Here is a 20,202-nt window from a genome sequence, read left to right as displayed (position 1 = left end):
GCGCCAAGGATTATTTAATGACAACAACTCTTCAACTATCCGATAAAACGTTGGCAGATATTGCCCGTAACGTTGCGAAGTACCCGCCAGAGCAAAAGCAATCTGCAGTGATGGCTTCTCTGATCGCCGCTCAAACCGAAGTAGGTTGGGTGTCTCCAGAGGTCATCGCTACTGTTGCGCAGATTTTAGAGATGCCTACTATTGCTGTTGAGGAAGTAGCTACTTTCTACAACATGTACAACACCAAACCGATTGGCAAGTACAAATTGGTTATTTGTACCAACTTGCCTTGCCAGTTAACTCATGGTGAAACTGCTGCTACCTATCTAAAAGAAACATTAGGCATTGGCTTTAATGAAACTACTGCCTGTGGCACTTTTACCTTGAAAGAGGGCGAGTGTATGGGCGCATGCGGTGATTCCCCAGTCATGTTGGTAAATGACAAACGTATGTGTAGCTTTATGAGTAAAGAAAAGATTGACGCTCTATTAAATGAGCTTCGTGCAGAAGGGAAGGCAGCATGACCAGTTTGCACGATCGTCATATCAAGCCATTAATCCTTGCGGGATTAAACGGTGATAACTGGCGTTTAAAAGATTACGAGAGTCGTGGTGGTTATCAACAGCTGCGTCGTTTAATTAACGACAAAGTAGCGCCTGATACCATTATTGCTGAGTTAAAGGCCTCATCACTACGTGGTCGTGGTGGTGCAGGATTCCCAACGGGTTTGAAGTGGAGCTTTATGCCACGACAATTCCCCGGTCAAAAGTATTTAGTTTGCAACAGTGACGAAGGTGAACCAGGTACATTTAAAGACCGCGACATCATGCGTTACAACCCGCATGCTCTGATTGAAGGCATGATTATTGGTGCCTATACCATGGGTATCACTGTAGGCTACAACTACATTCACGGTGAAATTTGGGAAGTCTATTCTCGCTTTGAAGAGGCGCTTGAAGAAGCAAGAGCAGCAGGTTATTTGGGCGATAAAATTTTAGGAAGTGATTTCTCCTTCCAATTGCATGCAGCTCCAGGTTGGGGTGCTTACATTTGCGGTGAAGAAACTGCCTTGCTTGAGTCCTTAGAAGGTAAAAAAGGTCAGCCACGCTTCAAACCCCCATTCCCAGCAAGTTTTGGTTTATATGGCAAACCAACAACCATTAACAACACCGAAACTTTCGCAGCAGTGCCCTTTATTTTGGCCATCGGTGGTCAAACGTACTTGGATCTGGGTAAGCCAAATAATGGCGGTACTAAAATATTCTCTGTATCGGGTGACGTAGTTCACCCTGGTAACTATGAGATTCTACTTGGCACACCGTTTGCAGAACTCTTGAAGCTAGCTGGCGGAATGCGTGATGGTAAAGCATTGAAAGCGGTGATCCCTGGTGGCTCATCTGCTCCCGTTGTTCCTGGGGCGCAGATGATGGATCTAACCATGGATTACGACAGCATTGCTAAAGCAGGGTCCATGTTGGGATCTGGTGCTGTGATCGTGATGAATGAAACCCGTTGTATGGTTCGAGCACTTGAGCGACTGTCCTATTTCTATCATGAAGAATCTTGCGGTCAGTGCACACCTTGTCGCGAAGGTACTGGTTGGTTGTGGCGCATTGTTCACCGCATAGAACACGGTCAAGGACGCCCAGAGGATTTAGATTTGCTTAACGATGTGGCAGCAAATATTCAAGGTCGCACGATTTGCGCTTTGGGTGATGCGGCTGCTATGCCAGTGCGTGGCATGTTGAAGCATTACATGGACGAATTTGCGTATCACGTAGAACATAAGCGCTGCTTAGATTCTGCAAAACCTTTATAAGTAATTGAGCACGGGGCATCTTAAAGTGAGCATGGTTGAAATCGAATTAGATGGTAAGGCAGTAGAAGTTCCGCAAGGTTCGATGGTGATGCACGCCGCGAATAAGCTCGGAACCTACGTTCCACATTTCTGCTATCACAAGAAATTATCAATTGCTGCTAACTGCCGTATGTGTTTAGTGGAAGTTGAAAAAGCGCCAAAACCATTGCCTGCTTGTGCTACTCCTGTAACCCAGGGCATGAAAGTTTTTACCCATTCCGCTAAAGCTGTTGAAGCTCAGCGCTCTGTAATGGAATTCTTGCTTATTAACCATCCTTTAGATTGCCCAATTTGCGATCAAGGTGGTGAGTGCCAGTTACAAGACTTAGCAGTTGGTTACGGCAAGTCAAACTCACGCTACGAAGAAGAAAAGCGTGTGGTATTCCACAAGAATGTAGGACCTTTGATCTCTATGCAGGAGATGACTCGTTGCATTCACTGCACCCGTTGCGTTCGCTTCGGTCAAGAAGTGGCTGGTGTGATGGAGCTTGGCATGATCAATCGTGGCGAGCACTCAGAGATCACCACTTTTGTGGGTCAGACAGTGGATTCTGAATTGTCTGGAAATATGATCGATTTATGCCCAGTCGGAGCCTTGACTAGTAAGCCATTCCGATATGGTGCTCGTACCTGGGAATTGGGCCGTAAGCGTTCCGTGAGTCCGCATGACAGCTTAGGTGCAAATACAACTGTTCAAACTAAATCGAACAAAGTATTGCGCGTAGTTGCTTTAGAGAATGAAGCGATCAACGAATGCTGGATTAGTGACCGTGATCGTTTTGCATATGAAGGCCTCAATAGCGCTGATCGCGTGACAACGCCTATGGTTAAGCAGGGCGGTCAATGGCTTGAAACGGATTGGCAGTCTGCGCTTGATTATGTAGCACATTCCTTAAAGACAATTGCATCTGAGAGTGGCGCTCAATCTATTGCTGCCTTAGCGCATCCAATTTCTAGTACAGAAGAATTGCATCTCTTGCAAAAACTTGTCCGTGGCTTAGGCTCCAATCAAGTTGAAACTCGTTTGCGTCAAACTGATATTAATGGGGCTGCGCCTGCGCCATGGTTGGGTATGCCAATTGCAAAATTAAGCGAGATTGATCGAGCCTTGGTAATCGGTAGTTTCTTGCGCAAAGACCAGCCGATTATTGCCGCGCGCATTCGTACTGCAGCTAAACGTGGCTTACAAGTTTCTCGTATCGATGCTGGTGGTGATGATTGGCTCATTCCAGCCACAGGCATTGCTGCTGCCCCTAGCGCATGGTTAAACGCCTTAAGCGAGGTTGCGTTAGCCATCGCTCAAGCGAAGTCAGTATCAGTACCATCTGGAACCTTCAATTTACCTATTTCTGCGCAGGCTCAGCAAGTTGCTGACAACTTGCTGTCTGGTGCTAATGCTGCAGTCCTACTTGGTTCTGCTGCAATTGCCCATCCTCATGCCTCTGATTTACAAGTATTAGCACAATTTATTGCGCGGCAAACTGGAGCAACACTCGGTTATTTGCCAGTTGGTGGCAATGCCGTTGGAGCATCCTTGGTCAATGCTAATGGTGCTGGCGTAGATTCTGTTTTGTCTGGTGATCGTCGTGCTGTGATTTTGATGAATATTGAACCAGATTCTGATTTACCGAACCCTGAGCAGTCACGTGTAGCTTTAGCAAATGCCAATACAGTGATTGCTTTGAGTGCATACAAATCTGCCGATTTGATGGAAGTTGCCGACGTAATCCTCCCAATTACTCCGTTTACTGAGACTGTGTCGACCTTTGTTAATTTTGAAGGTAGGGCGCAAACAATTCAGCCTGCAGTTAAGCCGCTGGGCGATTCAAGACCAGGCTGGAAGGTATTGCGCGTTCTCGGTGGATTGCTGGGCTTAGAAGGTTTCCTCTATAACATGCCAGAAGAGGTTCTTGCTGAAGCTTTGGGTGATAACTATTGCACTCGCTTAAACAATCAAGCGATAACTACTAATGTTGTTAATGGTAATTTAGCTCCGTTCAATGGCCTGGAGCGCTTATCTGATGTCAATATCTATGCTGGTGATCAGATTGTTCGTCGCTCCTCTGCATTGCAATTGACTCGTGATGCTAAACGCGGCAATGAAGTTGGCCTCGGTCAAAAACTCTTTACAGAATTAGGTTTGAAAGAGGGTGATGTGGTTCGCGTAACTCAAGGAAATCTCACAGTGGATTTGCCTGCTACTCTGGAAGTCAATTTAGCGTCAAGTGCCATTCGAGTTTCTGCTGGCACTTCGGCTGGTGCCAAATTAGGATCGATGTTTGGTCCTGTAACAGTTTCTAAGGCTTAAGGGGCGAGATGGATAATTTCTTGAACCTCATCACCACTCAAGGCGAGGCTATTTTTGGCCAACTTTGGCCGCTCGTTTGGGCTTTAGTGCGCATCGTGATCATCGTTTTGCCTATGTTTGGCTGCGTTGCTTACTTGACATTGTGGGAACGTAAATTGATTGGCTGGATGCATATTCGCTTAGGGCCTAACCGCGTTGGTCCTTTGGGATTGTTGCAGCCTATTGCCGATGCTCTTAAATTGTTAATGAAGGAGATCATTTCTCCAACACAATCGAGCAAGGTCTTGTACTTTATTGCACCTATTATGGTGATCATGCCTGCGTTTGCGGCTTGGGCAGTAGTGCCATTCCAAGCCAAAATGGTCTTAGCTGATGTCAATGCGGGTCTTTTGTACATCATGGCTATTTCCTCGATTGGTGTTTACGGTGTCATCTTGGCGGGTTGGTCTTCAAACTCTAAGTACCCATTCTTGGGTGCAATGCGTGCATCGGCGCAAATGATTTCCTATGAAATCGCGATGGGTTTCGCATTAGTTACAGTGTTGTTGACCTCTGGCTCTTTGAACTTGAGTGCCATCGTGGCCTCGCAAGAGCATGGATACTTTGCGCACATGGGCTTGAATTTTCTTTCATGGAACTGGTTGCCATTATTACCAATGTTCTTGATTTACTTTATCTCTGGTGTTGCCGAGACCAATCGTCATCCATTTGACGTGGTTGAGGGTGAGTCAGAGATTGTTGCCGGTCATATGGTTGAATACTCTGGTATGTCATTTGCCATGTTCTTCTTGGCTGAGTATGCAAACATGATTTTGATTGCAGCAGTTGCATCAATCATGTTCTTAGGCGGTTGGTTGCCTATTGTTGACTTGCCAATCTTGCGTGATATTCCAGGCTTCTTCTGGCTATTCGGCAAAACTTTCTTCTTGCTTTCTTGCGTTATCTGGTTGCGCGCAACCTTACCGCGCTATCGCTATGACCAAATCATGCGTTTGGGTTGGAAGATCTTTATTCCCATCTCAGTATTCTGGGTGGTTGTTATCGGCGCGTGGGTGGTATCCCCATGGAATATTTGGAAATAAGTTGATCAATCATGTTTAAGAAAATTTCCCAATTCCTCGATTGCTTGATGCTTAAAGACATCTTGACTGGTATGTCTATCACTGGTCGTTATCTCTTTAAACCAAAGATTACTGTTCAATATCCAGAAGAGAAGACGCCTTTATCTAACCGATTCCGCGGTTTACATGCTTTGCGCCGTTACGAGAATGGTGAAGAGCGTTGTATCGGTTGTAAGTTGTGTGAAGCAGTTTGTCCTGCATACGCCATCACAATTGAAACCGCTGAGCGTGACGATGGAACCCGTCGCACCACACGCTATGACATCGATTTAACAAAGTGCATTTTCTGTGGCTTCTGCGAAGAGGCTTGTCCAGTTGACGCTATTGTTGAAACCAATATCTTTGAATATTTTGGTGATAAGCGTGGTGATTTGTATTTCACCAAAGACATGCTCTTGGCTGTTGGTGACAAGTATGAAAAAGATATCGCTGCTAACCGTGCCATTGATGCACCTTACCGTTAATCGAATTGAGCTTAACTAATATGACATTCGATCCATCTACATTATTCGCCGTATTCTTTTACGGCTTTGCCGGCTTGCTCGTGATTTCGGCCTTGCGTGTTATCACGGCGCGCAACCCTGTGCATGCAGCCTTATTTTTAGTTTTAGCATTCTTTAGCGCATCTGGTTTATGGATGTTGCTCAAAGCTGAGTTCTTAAGTCTAGCCTTGATATTGGTATATGTAGGCGCTGTCATGGTTCTGTTCTTATTCGTTGTCATGATGCTTGACCTTGACTTAGAGCATTTACGTCGTGATTTCAAAAAATATCTGCCGGTTGCCTTCTTAATGGGTGCAGTCATCGTTCTTGAGTTATCAATTGTGATTATTCGCAGCTTTATCGGTACGAATACTCCAGTGCAACCTATGCCAGAAGAGTTGATGGCAAGTAATACTCAGGCCTTAGGTTTACTAATTTTTGTTGATTATGTGTATACGTTTGAAGTCGCAGGCGTTATTTTGCTGGTGGCAATCATTGCTGCCGTTGCGCTGACTCTGCGAAATCGCAAAGATTCCAAATCACAAAATGTTCACGAGCAAGTGAATGTTGTTGTGGCTGATCGTATGCGTATCGTAAAGATGGGTTCGGATATGGATGCCAAGCAAGACGCTAGAGGGGAGAAGAAATGACTATCACTCTGGCCCACTATTTAGTTTTGAGCGCTATCTTATTTGCGACTAGTGTCATCGGTATTTTCTTGAACCGTAAGAACGTCATTGTTTTACTCATGGCAATCGAATTGATGTTGCTCTCGGTCAACATGAACTTTGTTGCCTTCTCTCATTACTTGGGTGATATGGCAGGTCAAGTATTCGTATTCTTTATTTTGACTGTGGCAGCTGCTGAGGCGGCTATCGGCTTGGCAATTTTGGTTGTTCTCTTCCGTAAGGTAGACACCATTAATGCCGAAGATCTTGACCACCTAAAAGGCTAGTCATGCAATTGACCTTAAATATTCCTGTTCTCTGTGCAATTCCGCTTGCGCCATTAGTTGGCTCAATCATTGCTGGTTTCTTTGGCACCAAACTTGGCGGCAACCGTATTGGCCACGGTGCCTCTCAGTTTGTGACTATCTTGGGCGTTACGATCGCCTTTGTTTTGTCATGCAATGTATTAGCGCAAGTGATGGATGGTTTTTATTTCAACGGCACTGTTTATCGTTGGATGCAGTTGGGTGAGCTCAATCTCGACATTGGTTTTTTAATTGACCCTCTTACTGCCACCATGATGTGCGTAGTGACCTTTGTCTCATTAATGGTTCACATCTACACCATTGGCTACATGCATGGGGAAGAGGGCTACAACCGATTCTTTTCATATATTTCCCTGTTTACTTTTGCCATGTTGATGTTGGTGATGAGTAACAACCTGCTCCAGCTCTTTTTTGGCTGGGAAGCTGTGGGGGTTGTGTCCTACCTCCTGATTGGCTTTTATTTTGAGCGTCAATCCGCAGTTTTTGCCAATATGAAAGCCTTCTTGGTAAACCGTGTTGGCGACTTTGGCTTTATTTTGGGCATTGGTTTAATCCTCGCTAGTACTGGCTCGATGCAATATGACGTGATCTTTTCACAAAATGCTGCATTAGCTGCGCAAACGCTTCCAGGTACTGGCTGGAACCTGATGACCGTTGCTTGTATTTGCTTGTTTATTGGTGCAATGGGTAAATCAGCGCAATTTCCATTGCATGTCTGGTTGCCTGATTCAATGGAAGGCCCAACCCCAATTTCCGCGTTGATTCATGCCGCAACCATGGTTACTGCAGGTATCTTCATGGTCTCTCGCATGTCACCATTGTTTGAGCTATCGGATGTTGCTTTGAGCTTCATTCTAGTGATTGGATCTATCACTGCTTTATTTATGGGCTTCTTGGGTATTGTGCAAAACGATATCAAGCGTGTGGTGGCTTATTCAACGCTCTCTCAATTGGGATACATGACTGTCGCCTTGGGTGTATCGGCTTATCCAGTTGCCATATTCCATTTGATGACCCATGCATTCTTTAAGGCATTGTTGTTCTTGGCTGCCGGTAGCGTGATTTTAGGCATGCATCATGAACAAGATATGCGCAAGATGGGTGGCCTATGGAAATACATGCCAATTACATGCTTAATGATGTTGCTGGGTAATCTGGCCTTGATTGGCACACCTTTCTTCTCAGGCTTCTACTCCAAAGATTCCATCATTGAAGCGGTAGCAGCTAGCCATATACCTGGCTCTGGTTTTGCTTATTTTGCAGTGATGGCAAGTGTTTTTGTTACAGCACTGTATTCATTCCGTCTGTACTTCTGGGTATTCCATGGGAAAGCTCGTTGGGGCCATGCAGATTCTCATGACCACCACCACGATCATGCGGAGCAGGGCGATGATCACGCGCACCATGGCCTAGCTCCTGGTGAGAAACCACATGAGTCTCCATTGGTCGTGACATTGCCTTTAATTCTCTTGGCCATTCCATCAGTCATCATTGGCTTTTACACCATTTCACCATTGCTATTTGGGACCTATTTCGGTGATTCGATCTTTATCGACTTGGCTCGCCACCCTGTGATGAAAGAGTTGGAAGAAGAGTTCCATGGCCCAGTGGCTATGGCGATCCACGCGTTTACTTCCCCAGTATTGGGTCTTGTAGTGTTGGGCGTACTAACTGCTGCAATTGGTTACCTCTGGGCACCAAAATTGCCAGAGAAGTTTGCACAAGCTTTTGCGCCATTGAAAAAGCTCTTGGATAACAAGTACTACCTAGATGATCTCAATCAGGCGGTCTTTGCTAAAGGACTCATTTGGATCGGTGGTTTCTTATGGCACCGCGGCGATCAAAAGGTGATCGATGGGTTCTTTGTTAACGGCAGTGCTCATACAGTAGAGCGTTTTGCCGGTGTTATTCGTCATTTGCAATCGGGTTATGTTTATCACTATGCCTTTGCCATGATTGCAGGCCTTGCGGCATTGCTCGCTTGGGTTTTGTACGCTTACCTGCCTTTTGTTCGATAGGCCTTTGACTTAAGTAGCCACTATGATTCTTTCACTATGATTCTTTCTTTCGCAATCTGGACCCCAATCGTTTTTGGACTCATTATTTTGTTTTATGGGTCTGAGAAGCCGTCTGCTGGCGTACGCTGGTTAGCACTCTTTGGCGCAATTCTAGGATTTGTTGCCACACTCCCGCTGATTATCAATTTTGATATCGCCAATGCTGGGATGCAGTTTGTTGAGAAGGTCAGTTGGATTCCTCGCTACGACATTAATTACCATCTTGGCATCGATGGCATCTCTGTTTGGTTTATTGTCTTAACCGCTTTCATCAACATTTTCGTGGTGATTGCAGCATGGGAAGTGATTGATACCAAAGTATCTCAGTACATGGCTTCTTTCATGATCCTTTCTGGATTAATGATTGGTGTCTTTGCTGCGTTAGATGCTTTGTTGTTTTACGTTTTCTTTGAAGCTACGCTCATACCGATGTACATCATCATTGGTGTATGGGGTGGTCATAACCGTATTTATGCCGCATTCAAGTTCTTCTTATATACATTGCTTGGTTCACTGTTGACCCTGATTGCAATGCTCTACTTGTATAACGTCACCAACACTTTCGATATTCTCACTTGGCAAAATGCGCGTTTGGATATCGTTGAGCAAATCTTATTGTTCTTTGCCTTCTTTATGGCTTTTGCTGTAAAGGTGCCGATGTGGCCTCTGCACACCTGGTTGCCAGATGTCCACGTTGAGGCTCCAACAGGCGGCTCTGTTGTGTTGGCAGCGATTATGTTAAAACTCGGTGCTTATGGATTCTTGCGTTTCTCTTTACCAATTGCTCCAGATGCAAGCCAATATCTCGGCCCATTTGTCATTTTCTTATCTTTAGTGGCGGTAATTTATGTTGGTGCCGTAGCTTTGGTACAGAAGGATATGAAAAAGCTGGTTGCATACTCATCTGTAGCACACATGGGTTTTGTCACTTTAGGTTTTTTTCTCTTTAGTCCATTAGGGATTGAGGGCGGTATCGTGCAAATGATTTCACACGGCTTTGTTGCTGGCGCCATGTTCTTATCTATAGGTGTTTTGTATGATCGGATGCATACCCGTCAAATTGCTGATTACGGTGGCGTGGTTCACCGCATGCCAGCATTTACCGCCTTTGCAGTATTAATGGCAATGGCTAACTGCGGACTACCTGCAACATCAGGCTTTGTAGGAGAATTCATGGTCATTCTGGCTGCTGTCGATTATGACTTTGTTATCGGCATCTTGGCTGCTACGGCCTTAATTCTTGGCGCGGCGTATTCCTTGTGGATGGTCAAGCGCGTATTTTTTGGCGCCGTTACCAATAAATATGTTGAAGAGCTCAAAGATCTAAATGGACGTGAGTATTTCATGATGGCAGTGTTAACCATCTGCGTGCTTGGTATGGGCGTATATCCAAAACCATTCACCGACATCATTCATCCTGCTGTAATTAATCTGCTGCAGCACGTTGCTGTTAGCAAAACTCTGAGTAAAAGCAAATGCAAGCATTCGACCTATACGCCATCCTGCCGGAACTCGTTTTACTTATTGCTGCCTGCTTATTGTTGGTGGCAAGTGTTTATGTTCGCGAGAGAGTAACTTCAACCCCTGGTGTTGAGCAGGATATTTTCTATACCCCTCGCGGCGTTGGATTTGTGTACTTTTTCTCATTGATCTTGTTGATCTACTTGATCTTTGCTTTTGTTGGTCGTTTGGGCGATGTATCACTGGTTGCCATGAATGGTTTATTTCAATCTGATCCACTATCAAACCTTTTGAAAGCTTGCTCTTGCGGCGCGGTACTGGTCAGCCTGATTTATTCAAAGCAGTATTTAACGGATCGTGCTTTATTTCGCCCAGACTTCATAGTTTTGGTGCTCCTGGCATTGCTAGGTCAAATGGTCTTGATCTCAGGCGCTAATTTCTTGACTCTTTACCTTGGCTTGGAGCTCATGGCATTGCCTACTTATGCTTTAGTAGCCATGCGTCATAACAGCGAGAAGAGTGTTGAAGCAGGTATTAAGTATTTTGTACTAGGCGCCTTAGCTTCTGGTTTCTTGTTGTATGGCATGTCTATGTTGTATGGCGTTACTGGCTCTTTAGATCTGTTAGAGATCTTTAAAACGGTTGCGGATCCTAGAGTAAACCATTTGGTGATGGCCTTTGGTTTGGTGTTTATTGTTGCCGGCTTGGCATTTAAGCTTGGAGTGGTTCCATTTCATATGTGGGTACCAGACGTTTACCAAGGTGCGCCAACTGCCGTTACTTTAATGATCGCAGCCGCTCCAAAGTTAGCTGCATTTGCTTTGTTGTTCCGCCTTCTGGTTAATACTTTATTACCACTGATGGGAGACTGGCAGCCGATGTTGGTGTTGTTGGCCGTTCTTTCGTTGGTTGTGGGTAACGTGACTGCCATCGCCCAGACCAATGTTAAGCGGATGTTGGCTTACTCTGCAATAGCGCAGATGGGATTTGTACTCTTGGGCATGCTTTCTGTTTTTGATGATCATGCATTTAGCGCAGCCTTGTTCTATGCCATCACCTATGTGCTGACAACTTTAGGTACTTTCGGGCTGTTGATGGTGCTCTCGCGCAAAGGATATGATTGCGAGACCCTTGAGGGTCTTAAAGGGCTTAACAAGAAGCATCCATGGTTTGCCTTTATTGGTCTGGTGATGATGTTCTCTTTGGCTGGTATACCCCCAACCGTTGGATTTGCTGCTAAATTAGGGGTGCTAGAGGCCTTAGTTGACGCAGAGCATACTTTCTTGGCGGTGATTGCCGTATTGGCTTCATTGGTTGGCGCGTTCTACTACTTGCGTGTTGTTAAGGTGATGTATTTTGATGAGCCATATCATGAGGTGACCGTATCAGGGTCTGGCTTTGCTAAAGGCTTGTTGAGTTTTAATAGCATCTTAGTTCTGGTTATCGGCATTATCCCAGCCGCCTTAATGAGCGTATGTCTTGATGCAATGCGACGGACTTTATTGGGTTCTTGATAAGAGTAGGGTATCAACAGTTTTATAAGGCTCCTTTAGGAGCCTTATTTGTTTGTGTAATTGCGACACTTGAATGACATGCCACCATAGTAGTATGTAAGCAAATCATTTGTACTGGATTAGCCAATATGACCGAAAAATCTTACCTAGACCTACCTGAAGGTGATGCACATTTACGAGAAGAGCGTGTTTCAGGTGAAGACATTTATGGCGGCATCTTTCTGAATATGAAGCGCGACCAGGTTCGCTTACCAGATGGTCAGCTAGCTGCTCGTGAGTACCTCACCCACCCTGGAGCTGTTGCAGTAGTGGCGATTCTTGAAGATGGTAGGGTGCTGATGGAGAGGCAGTATCGCTATCCTATAGCAAAGGCTTGTATTGAAATTCCTGCGGGGAAACTGGATCTTGGTGAAGATCCTCTGCTTTGTGCGCAACGAGAGCTTGAAGAAGAAACCGGTTACACGGCAAAAAAATGGAGTTACATCCGACGTATTCATCCGGTGATTTCATATTCCACAGAGTTCATTGATATTTACTTAGCTGAGGATTTGGTGGCCGGTAGAAGCCAACTTGATGATGAGGAGTTTTTAGATGTATTTGCCGCCCCTTTGGAGCAATTATTGGACTGGGTTGAGGCGGGTGAGATTACGGATGTGAAAACTACCATTTCAACCTATTGGTTGGATCGTTATCGCCGTGGTTTGGTCAAGCCAAAGCCTATTAAATAGGTCCAAGGGGCCCATCTTTGGGTTGAAATAGGGGATTTTCAAATCCTATTAAAATGAGACTATTGAATTTAGTATTATAGGTCTTATGAAAGTTTATAACCTCGCGTGCCCCCTGGGTCATCGTTTTGAAGGATGGTTTGCCTCTGAGGAGGATTGTCTTGCTCAGCAAGATAAGGGAATGCTTGCATGTCCGGTTTGTGATAGTACTGAAATTACGCGGATGCCTTCGGCCCCTCATATTGCAAAATCCTCAAGCTCAACAGCTTTAACAGCGCCAAACGAGGATATTGCTAATAACAGTATTAGTGGAGAAGTTGTTGCGCTTACTGGCAATGACCATTCACATTTAGAGGCGCAGGTGCAAGCGGCCTTTTTAAAAGGTATGCGCGAACTCATGGGTAAGTCCGAAGATGTAGGCACGGCATTTGCTGAAGAAGCTAGGAAGATTCATTACAAGGAAGCTCCAGAAAGAAGCATTCGTGGACAAACTACTTTGGATGAGGCTGAATCCCTGCGGGAGGAGGGCATTGAGGTTATGGCCGTTCCGCTCATCCCTGCCTTTAAGAATACTTTGCAGTAATCTCTCTTTCATTGGATAAAAAATAGCGATCTTTAGATCGCTATTTTTATTTGTGCTAATGAGGTTTATTTGGATGTGGGCATCACAAACTCAGCGCCCTTGGCTATGCTCTCTGGCCAACGCTGCATGACGCTCTTTTGCTTGGTATAAAAACGGACCCCTTCTTTGCCATAGGCATGCATGTCTCCAAAGAGGGACTTTTTCCAGCCGCCAAAGCCGTGCCATGCCATGGGAACTGGAATAGGTACGTTAATACCAACCATGCCAACCTGAACACGACGAGCAAATTCACGTGCGATATTGCCATCACTGGTAAAGCATGCCACCCCATTACCGAACTCACAAGAGTTCACCAGATTCAAAGCATCAGTGAAGTTAGCAACTCGTAAGCAAGAAAGAACTGGGCCAAAGATTTCTTCTAAATAAATTTTCATATCGGGGGTGACGTTGTCAAACAATGTGCCACCAAGGAAGAAGCCGTTTTCATGGCCCGGAACTTTGAAATTACGGCCGTCAACGAGTAGATTTGCACCTGCGGCAACACCGCTATCAATGTAGCCTGTAATTCGATCTAAGGCTGCTTTGGTGATTATTGGACCCATCTCGGCATCAAGTTCCATACCATTTTTGACTTTGAGAGTCTTAGTGCGCTCAATGAGTTTTGGAATGATTTTCTCTGCAACATCGCCAACAAGAACAGCAACGGAGATTGCCATGCAACGCTCGCCAGCAGATCCGTATGCTGCGCCAACCAATGCATCAATTGCTTTATCAATATCGGCATCGGGCATGATGACCATGTGGTTCTTGGCGCCGCCCAATGCCTGGGAGCGCTTGCCAAAATGCGCACAACGCTCATAAATGTAATTGGCGATTGGCGTAGAGCCAACAAAGCTGACAGCCTTCACGTCTGGGTTTTCAATTAAGGCATCCACAGCCTCTTTATCACCCTGAACTACGTTAAATACGCCATCAGGCAAGCCGGCTTCTTTGAGTAAATTAGCCATAAACAGTGAGGCCGATGGATCGGTCGGGCTTGGTTTGAGGATAAATGTGTTTCCGTAAGCGATGGCCATTGGGAACATCCACATAGGGACCATGACTGGGAAGTTGAAAGGGGTAATACCTGCTACAACACCTAAGGGTTGACGCATGACCCAGTTATCAATGTCGGTTGATACCTGCTCTGTGTAATCACCTTTCAGTAATTCAGGAATGCCGGTCGCAAACTCCACGATCTCAATGCCGCGAGTCACTTCACCTTGTGCGTCGGTAAATACTTTGCCGTGTTCTGCGGTAATGATGGCAGCCAATTCATCACGATTGGCATTTAAATAACTCCAGATACTTAAAAAGTATACGAGCACGACGCAAGGGGCTAGTTTGGCTCCAGGAGGCAAAAGCCTGCTGCGCTACTGCAACTGCAGCGTCGACTTCTTTGCGACTTGCTAAAGCAACTCTGCGGGCTACAGCGCCAGTAGCTGGGTTATAGACGTCTGCAAATCGACCATCCTGAGGGTTAACAACGGAACCGCCTACGTAATGGCCGATATCTGCTTTTGAATCAAAGGCTTTTGGTGCGTTCATAGTCTTTTGTATTTGATATGGGTAGTTGTGGGTAAATTAAGCCATTAGGCCATGAGCCTGCAGGACTTTGTTGTCTCGATTATTCTACTTTTTAAGTATTCTATCGCTTTAAGGCGTTTTTCGTATTTTGATCCATTTTTTCGACTTTTAAAGGCATTTTGATGAGTTTGCTTTTTTCAAGCTATACCTTAAATTCCCCCCGTGGACCCCTAGAATTGGCAAATCGCATCGTAGTTGCCCCGATGTGCCAATACTCAGCCCACAATGGCGAGGCCACAGATTGGCACTTGATGCACTGGGGCAACCTTCTTAACAGCGGTGCCGCACTATTTATTATCGAAGCCACGGGGGTTACTCCTGAGGGCCGTATCACTCCAGCATGTTTGGGTTTATGGGATGACCGTACTGAAGCGGCTTTAAGAGACAAATTAGAAAGGGCCAGAAAGCTGGCGCCAGCAACACCAGTGTTTATTCAACTAGCTCATGCTGGGCGTAAAGCCTCGAGCGCTACTCCATGGGATGGAGGGCAGTTATTGCCTGTAGGTCAGGGCGGCTGGGAGACGCTTGCTCCCTCAGCTATCCCGCAACTCGATGGAGAGCGTCTGCCACATGAACTCTCTAAGACTGAGTTAAAAGATCTTATCAGAGCATTTGTGGAATCAGCGCAGCATGCGGAACGCTGCGGCATTGACGGGATCGAATTACATGGTGCTCATGGTTATCTATTGCATCAATTTTTATCTCCAATAGCAAATCAGCGCACCGATGAATATGGCGGTTCATTTGAAAATCGTATTCGTTTTCCGTTGGAGCTGTTTGCAGCAGTAAGAAGCGCATATAAAGGGGTATTGGGAATTCGTATTTCAGCAAGCGATTGGATTGAGGGCGGCTGGACACCTCAAGAAACCGCTAGTTTTGCACAGCAACTCAAACCTTTGGGTTGTAATTTTGTTCACATTTCCTCTGGTGGTATTTCTCCAAAGCAGCAGATTTCCTTAGGACCAAATCATCAGGTGCCTTTTGCAAAGATTGTGAAAGATCAATCTGGACTACCAACAATAACGGTGGGCTTAATTACTGATCCACTTCAGGCAGAGGCAATTTTGCAAGCGGGTGACGCAGATTTGATCGCTTTAGCTCGTGCATTTATGTATAAGCCACGCTGGGGTTGGGAAGCTGCTGCGGCATTAAATGCTACAGTCACAGCAAACGAAAGGTATTGGCGTTGCTTGCCGCGAGAGGCGCAGGCTGTCTTTGGTAATGTCAAGATTGGTCAGCGATAGATTCAATGATTCAGAATTCAATAGGGCTAGTGATGAACTTAATTCGATTACTTCTAAAGTGCGTTTGTGCTTTTGGTTTTACAGCACTCTTTAATGTTGTAGCAGCTCAAACTTTTCCAGATAGACCAGTAGTCTTGGTTGTTCCAAATCCACCGGGTGGCTTAGTAGATACCTCAGCGCGCCTATTGAGTGAGCCTTTAACCAGAGTTTTAGGGCAAGCAGTGATTGTTGACAACAAGCCCGGGGCTAGTGGCAACACAGCTTATCAGTTCGTTGCCAAGGCAAAGCCGGATGGATACACCCTTTTGATTTCCTATTCCGGTTATCACGTCGGTAATCCAGCATTGATGGATAAATTGCCTTGGGATCCGATTAAGGACTTTTCACCAATTGCTTTGCTAACTGTTTCCACGAATGTGATTGCCGTTCATCCTTCGGTGCCCGTAAACAATCTAAAAGAATTTATTGCTTATGCGAAAGCCAACCCTGGTAAGTTGAACTATGCATCTCAAGGAAACGGCTCGGTATCTCATATTGGTACTGAAATGTTCAAGCAAATAACGGGTGTTGATATGGTTCATGTTCCATACAAAGGTTCAGGGCCTGCCATTCAAGATGTCCTAGCAGGGCAGGTGCAAGTGTTTATCTCTACACCTCCCTCGGTAATGCAGCATGTTCAGAGTGGTAAGCTAAAAGGCTTGGCAGTCACTGGTAAGAAGTAAGAATCGTCACCCAGGAATGCCTAATGTCCCAACGACAGCTGAAGCGGGTTTACCAGCATTTCAGTTGGAGTCATGGGTTGGATTGTTTGCCCCAGCAGGCACACCTGCGCCTATCGTAACTAAATTAACTGACTCCGTTAAGAAATCCCTAGCCATGCCGGAGGTTAAAGAACGTGCCGATGCTGCTGGAGTTGAACTGCGCTACCTTACGCCATCTGCTACAGAAGCCTTGGTGAAGAAGGAGCTTCCTTATTGGAGCAAAGTAATTAAGTCAGCAAACATTACCCTGGATTGATCAATGTCTAAGCCTGATCCCTGAGAACGGGATCAGGTAGTGCTAATGCTAGTGCACGAGCTGAGCTCAATAGGAATGCATCTTTCCCGGGACCCGCTATGAGCTGAATACCAATTGGTAATCCATTTATTCCAGTTGCAATATTGATGTTGATGCTAGGCAATCCTAGCAGGGTCCACATTCTGCAAAATACAGGATCATCTGTGCCATCTTTAAGAAGAGGCGCTTCTCCGATCGTGCTAGGCGCAATGATCAGATCGAATTGATCATCGAATAATTTGGTGATGAGGTTTTGCGCTTGTTTGCTTTTCAATAAGTCTTGCTCGTACTGTGAGTACGGTATTTGCTCACCTTGAATTATTTGCTTTATGAGGATAGAGCTCATTTTCTTGGAAAAATGTTCGCGCTCAAAAGCTAGGCTTCGAGACATCTCACTAAGCATGATGCGTGTCTGAATTTCTTGTAGCCCTTGAAGACCTTTTGGTAGCTTTAAGTCACTCACTTTTCCTTTTGCAATGGCTTCTGCTGCAAATCGAGCTAATGCCAGCGCACCCCGAGTATCTTTGCTGGCTAAATTCCAGTCGGAAGTTTTGCATATGGCAATTTTAGGTTTGTTATGTAGCACTTTGACAATAGCTAACTCATGATCGCCACTCATGGCAGCAACACCCAAGGCAACATCCTCGATCGTGCGACCAAAACACCCCAGAGTGTCCAGAGAGGGCGCTAGACTTTTCTTTTAACTCCTCCTGTACTAATCTTTCCAAAAGATGGTTTATAACCAATAACACCACAAAAAGATGCTGGCCTAATAATAGATCCAGCAGTTTGGCTCCCGGTAGCCAATGACACCATGTAGTCAGCCACTGCTGCCGCTGATCCACTAGAAGATCCCCCTGGTGTATGCAGCAGGTTATGCGGATTAGTGGTCGGACCGCTCTTAAATGAGGCAAATTCAGTGCTGACAGTCTTTCCCAAAATAATGCCGCCTGCTTGGCGTAGCAAGGCTACGGAGACCGCATCTGTGCTTGGGTAATGGTTTGCATAGGCGGCAGAACCATACGATGTAGGTAAATCAAAGGTATCAAATAAATCTTTTACGCCAATGGGAAGACCATGCAATATGCCCCTGAGAGCCCCTTTATCAAGGGTTTTGGCTCGCACCAGGGAGTTTTCCTTACCAAAAGCCTTCACAAGGCTCTCACGCTGTCCAATCCGGTCAAGGCAAGAAAGCAATAAATCAGTAGCTTTGATCTCTCTGCGAGATAGTGCTTTAACTGCTTGCGATGCGCTTAGGCATTCAAGATCTTTCATTGAACTATTCTATTTTTGGTGGCGTATGATCGCAATTTACAGTTTAAATATTTCTAAAAAATTGCATAAAAATGAAGCAACATACCGTTCGCGAAGCCTGGCTTGAGGATGCGGTTCGCCACCTTGAACCAGTATTTTCTAAGGCTGGCTATGCCATTCCCCCTGTACGAGTTTCTTGTGGCTTTTCGGCCTCGAGTAGTCCGAGAACAACTTTAGGCCAATGTTGGCCACGAGAGCGATCTGGCGGGGGGTTTCAATGAGATTTTTACCTCCCCCAAGATAGATGATCCAGTCCAGTTATTAGATACGCTGGTTCACGAGCTTTGTCATGCTGTGGATGATTGCTTTAGTGGGCATGGTGATGACTTCAAGGGTATCGCCCAAACTGTTGGCCTAGAGGGGCCTGCCAGAATGGCTCATGCCACAGAAGAGCTCACGGTAAAGTTGATGATGATTAGCCAAGAGTTGGAGCCCTATCCACATCAGGCGATTGTTTTTCCTCCGCCGCGACCAAGCAATGTTAGTAGGAGTAAGGCTAAATGTGCTCAATGCGGCTACGAGGTCACTTTATTAAAAAAGTGGGCAAGCTATGGCGCGCCAATTTGTCCGAAGGACAATATCAGAATGCAAGAAGCAGTACCCGAAACTATTGAGAACACTGCTGACTACGATAGTGAATCGGTAGGTAAGGGCGCCAAGCAGTCTCCAGATGAGATTCGACGGGCTATCAGCTAGGTTTTCACGGGTAAAATTGAACCCTTGGACCAACAATAACTAACTATTCGAGACTATTCATCCATGAACGCTAAAAAAATATTTAAGAATCCAAAGATTGCCGTTATCCCCGGTGATGGCATTGGAAAAGAAGTTATGCCCGAAGGAGTGCGCGCTCTCGAAGCGGCAAACCGTAAATTTAATATTGGCATGCAATTTGATCATTTTGATTTTGCAAGCTGTGATTACTATTTAAAGCACGGCAAAATGATGCCGGATGATTGGTTTGACATTCTCATGAAATACGACGCCATCTTCTTTGGCGCTGTTGGTATGCCAGACATATTGCCTGATCATATTTCGCTTTGGGGAAGTTTGATTCAATTTCGTCGCGGCTTCGATCAATACGTTAATTTGCGTCCAGTACGCTTGTTACCGGGAGTTCCTTGCCCATTGGCAAATCGCAAACCTGGCGATATTGATTTTTTTGTAGTTCGTGAAAATACAGAAGGCGAATACTCTAGTGTTGGCGGAAAAATGTTCCCAGATACGGATCGCGAGTTTGTCATTCAAGAGTCTATCTTCACGCGACAGGGCGTAGATAGAATTTTGCAATACGCCTTTGACCTGGCTCAAAGTCGCCCTAAAAAGCACCTCACTTCAGCGACTAAATCTAATGGTATTGCCATCACCATGCCATACTGGGATGAGCGTGTTGAGGCGATGTCTAAAAAGTTTTCGGATGTTAGAACTGATAAGTATCACATCGATATTTTGGCCGCTCATTTTGTGATGAATCCAGATCGTTTTGATGTGGTTGTTGCTAGTAACCTGTTTGGTGATATTTTGTCTGACTTGGGTCCAGCTTGTACGGGAACTATCGCGGTTGCTCCATCCGGTAGCATTAACCCAGAAGGAAAATTTCCATCATTATTTGAGCCAGTCCACGGGTCAGCCCCTGATATCTTCGGCAAGATGATTGCCAATCCAATTGGGCAAATTTGGAGTGGCGCGATGATGCTTGATCACCTTGGTTATCCAGAGGCTGGCAAAGCGATTTTTAATGCCATTGAAACAGTTCTTGCATCTGGCCCAGGTAATGCTCCTCTAACACCAGATCTTGGTGGCACAGCTAAAACGGATGATCTTGGCAAAGCGATTGCTGCAGCGGTTTAATCCCTCTT

Annotated in this window: 16 protein-coding genes and 3 pseudogenes; 16 read left to right on the top strand and 3 right to left on the bottom strand. The window is 45.5% G+C overall.

Annotated elements, in window-relative coordinates; translation table 11 throughout:
• Positions 1 to 17: 17 nt before the first annotated feature.
• The 12 genes and pseudogenes from nuoE (at position 18) to DXE33_RS03615 (ending at position 13,103) form a co-directional block, all read left to right on the top strand.
• Positions 18 to 524 carry an NADH-quinone oxidoreductase subunit NuoE gene (gene nuoE, locus DXE33_RS03670; RefSeq protein ID WP_114638661.1) on the top strand — a complete coding sequence of 169 codons (507 nt, stop codon included), beginning with the start codon at positions 18 to 20 and terminating at the stop codon, positions 522 to 524.
• Positions 521 to 1,819, top strand: a complete 1,299-nt coding sequence (gene nuoF / locus DXE33_RS03665; protein ID WP_114638660.1) for an NADH-quinone oxidoreductase subunit NuoF — start codon at positions 521 to 523, stop codon at positions 1,817 to 1,819. Before nuoE ends, nuoF begins: the two co-directional genes overlap by 4 nt.
• A gap of 31 nt (positions 1,820 to 1,850) precedes the next feature.
• Entirely contained in the window at positions 1,851 to 4,166 is a 2,316-nt protein-coding gene (nuoG, locus tag DXE33_RS03660; protein ID WP_114638659.1) for an NADH-quinone oxidoreductase subunit NuoG, read from the top strand.
• Between the two features lie 8 nt (positions 4,167 to 4,174).
• The gene (gene nuoH, locus DXE33_RS03655; protein WP_114638658.1) at positions 4,175 to 5,248 is read left to right on the top strand and encodes an NADH-quinone oxidoreductase subunit NuoH; all 1,074 of its coding nucleotides are present in this window, start codon (positions 4,175 to 4,177) and stop codon (positions 5,246 to 5,248) included.
• An 11-nt stretch (positions 5,249 to 5,259) separates the two neighbouring features.
• A complete protein-coding gene (gene nuoI / locus DXE33_RS03650; RefSeq protein WP_114638657.1) occupies positions 5,260 to 5,751 on the top strand; it encodes an NADH-quinone oxidoreductase subunit NuoI in 492 nt (163 codons plus the stop codon).
• Between the two features lie 20 nt (positions 5,752 to 5,771).
• Entirely contained in the window at positions 5,772 to 6,419 is a 648-nt protein-coding gene (locus tag DXE33_RS03645) for an NADH-quinone oxidoreductase subunit J (RefSeq protein ID WP_114638656.1), read from the top strand.
• A complete protein-coding gene (nuoK, locus tag DXE33_RS03640; RefSeq protein ID WP_114638655.1) occupies positions 6,416 to 6,724 on the top strand; it encodes an NADH-quinone oxidoreductase subunit NuoK in 309 nt (102 codons plus the stop codon). The genes DXE33_RS03645 and nuoK overlap by 4 nt, the downstream gene beginning before the upstream one ends.
• Before the next feature lie 2 nt (positions 6,725 to 6,726).
• Complete coding sequence (gene nuoL / locus DXE33_RS03635) at positions 6,727 to 8,781, top strand: NADH-quinone oxidoreductase subunit L (protein WP_114638654.1); 2,055 nt, start codon at positions 6,727 to 6,729, stop codon at positions 8,779 to 8,781.
• Between the two features lie 36 nt (positions 8,782 to 8,817).
• Positions 8,818 to 10,278 (top strand): annotated as a pseudogene (locus DXE33_RS03630) (NADH-quinone oxidoreductase subunit M); the annotation flags it as partial.
• 17 nt (positions 10,279 to 10,295) lie between these two features.
• Positions 10,296 to 11,795: an NADH-quinone oxidoreductase subunit NuoN gene (gene nuoN, locus DXE33_RS03625; RefSeq protein WP_114638653.1), complete on the top strand. Its 1,500-nt coding sequence runs from the start codon at positions 10,296 to 10,298 to the stop codon at positions 11,793 to 11,795.
• Positions 11,796 to 11,923: 128 nt separating this feature from the next.
• On the top strand, positions 11,924 to 12,523 hold the full coding sequence (locus tag DXE33_RS03620; RefSeq protein ID WP_114638652.1) for an NUDIX domain-containing protein: 600 nt from the start codon (positions 11,924 to 11,926) through the stop codon (positions 12,521 to 12,523).
• Positions 12,524 to 12,608: 85 nt separating this feature from the next.
• On the top strand, positions 12,609 to 13,103 hold the full coding sequence (locus DXE33_RS03615; RefSeq protein WP_114638651.1) for a DUF1178 family protein: 495 nt from the start codon (positions 12,609 to 12,611) through the stop codon (positions 13,101 to 13,103).
• 65 nt (positions 13,104 to 13,168) lie between these two features.
• Here DXE33_RS03615 and DXE33_RS03610 read toward each other — a convergent pair.
• Positions 13,169 to 14,690, bottom strand: a pseudogene (locus DXE33_RS03610) (CoA-acylating methylmalonate-semialdehyde dehydrogenase).
• 161 nt (positions 14,691 to 14,851) lie between these two features.
• On the opposite strand from DXE33_RS03610, the gene DXE33_RS03605 reads away from it, so the two are divergent.
• Together DXE33_RS03605 and DXE33_RS03600 are read left to right on the top strand one after the other, a co-directional pair.
• On the top strand, positions 14,852 to 15,973 hold the full coding sequence (locus tag DXE33_RS03605) for an NADH:flavin oxidoreductase/NADH oxidase (protein ID WP_114638650.1): 1,122 nt from the start codon (positions 14,852 to 14,854) through the stop codon (positions 15,971 to 15,973).
• A gap of 41 nt (positions 15,974 to 16,014) precedes the next feature.
• A pseudogene (locus tag DXE33_RS03600) lies at positions 16,015 to 16,990 on the top strand (Bug family tripartite tricarboxylate transporter substrate binding protein).
• Positions 16,991 to 16,997: 7 nt separating this feature from the next.
• On the opposite strand, the gene DXE33_RS10365 reads toward DXE33_RS03600, so the two are convergent.
• Together DXE33_RS10365 and DXE33_RS10360 are read right to left on the bottom strand one after the other, a co-directional pair.
• Positions 16,998 to 17,663 carry an amidase family protein gene (locus DXE33_RS10365; protein ID WP_269460014.1) on the bottom strand — a complete coding sequence of 222 codons (666 nt, stop codon included), beginning with the start codon at positions 17,661 to 17,663 and terminating at the stop codon, positions 16,998 to 17,000.
• A 53-nt stretch (positions 17,664 to 17,716) separates the two neighbouring features.
• The gene (locus DXE33_RS10360; RefSeq protein ID WP_114638648.1) at positions 17,717 to 18,304 is read right to left on the bottom strand and encodes an amidase family protein; all 588 of its coding nucleotides are present in this window, start codon (positions 18,302 to 18,304) and stop codon (positions 17,717 to 17,719) included.
• Between the two features lie 333 nt (positions 18,305 to 18,637).
• Here DXE33_RS10360 and DXE33_RS03585 point away from each other — a divergent pair, with 333 nt between their 5' ends.
• Together DXE33_RS03585 and DXE33_RS03580 are read left to right on the top strand one after the other, a co-directional pair.
• A complete protein-coding gene (locus DXE33_RS03585; protein ID WP_331851795.1) occupies positions 18,638 to 19,039 on the top strand; it encodes a hypothetical protein in 402 nt (133 codons plus the stop codon).
• 63 nt (positions 19,040 to 19,102) lie between these two features.
• A complete protein-coding gene (locus tag DXE33_RS03580) occupies positions 19,103 to 20,194 on the top strand; it encodes a tartrate dehydrogenase (protein WP_114638647.1) in 1,092 nt (363 codons plus the stop codon).
• Positions 20,195 to 20,202 lie beyond the last annotated feature (8 nt).

Source organism: Polynucleobacter necessarius, assembly GCF_900096765.1.
Lineage (GTDB): Bacteria > Pseudomonadota > Gammaproteobacteria > Burkholderiales > Burkholderiaceae > Polynucleobacter > Polynucleobacter necessarius_F.
This window is presented reverse-complemented; position numbering and strand designations above follow the sequence as displayed.

What these genes read in the sequence shown, in the direction of transcription:
- nuoE (WP_114638661.1), top strand. Translation starts at nt 18, where the DNA reads ATGACAACAACTCTTCAACTATCCGATAAAACGTTGGCAGATATTGCC.
- nuoF (WP_114638660.1), top strand. Translation starts at nt 521, where the DNA reads ATGACCAGTTTGCACGATCGTCATATCAAGCCATTAATCCTTGCGGGA.
- nuoG (WP_114638659.1), top strand. Translation starts at nt 1,851, where the DNA reads ATGGTTGAAATCGAATTAGATGGTAAGGCAGTAGAAGTTCCGCAAGGT.
- nuoH (WP_114638658.1), top strand. Translation starts at nt 4,175, where the DNA reads ATGGATAATTTCTTGAACCTCATCACCACTCAAGGCGAGGCTATTTTT.
- nuoI (WP_114638657.1), top strand. Translation starts at nt 5,260, where the DNA reads ATGTTTAAGAAAATTTCCCAATTCCTCGATTGCTTGATGCTTAAAGAC.
- DXE33_RS03645 (WP_114638656.1), top strand. Translation starts at nt 5,772, where the DNA reads ATGACATTCGATCCATCTACATTATTCGCCGTATTCTTTTACGGCTTT.
- nuoK (WP_114638655.1), top strand. Translation starts at nt 6,416, where the DNA reads ATGACTATCACTCTGGCCCACTATTTAGTTTTGAGCGCTATCTTATTT.
- nuoL (WP_114638654.1), top strand. Translation starts at nt 6,727, where the DNA reads ATGCAATTGACCTTAAATATTCCTGTTCTCTGTGCAATTCCGCTTGCG.
- nuoN (WP_114638653.1), top strand. Translation starts at nt 10,296, where the DNA reads ATGCAAGCATTCGACCTATACGCCATCCTGCCGGAACTCGTTTTACTT.
- DXE33_RS03620 (WP_114638652.1), top strand. Translation starts at nt 11,924, where the DNA reads ATGACCGAAAAATCTTACCTAGACCTACCTGAAGGTGATGCACATTTA.
- DXE33_RS03615 (WP_114638651.1), top strand. Translation starts at nt 12,609, where the DNA reads ATGAAAGTTTATAACCTCGCGTGCCCCCTGGGTCATCGTTTTGAAGGA.
- DXE33_RS03605 (WP_114638650.1), top strand. Translation starts at nt 14,852, where the DNA reads ATGAGTTTGCTTTTTTCAAGCTATACCTTAAATTCCCCCCGTGGACCC.
- DXE33_RS10360 (WP_114638648.1), bottom strand. Translation starts at nt 18,304, where the DNA reads ATGAAAGATCTTGAATGCCTAAGCGCATCGCAAGCAGTTAAAGCACTA.
- DXE33_RS03580 (WP_114638647.1), top strand. Translation starts at nt 19,103, where the DNA reads ATGAACGCTAAAAAAATATTTAAGAATCCAAAGATTGCCGTTATCCCC.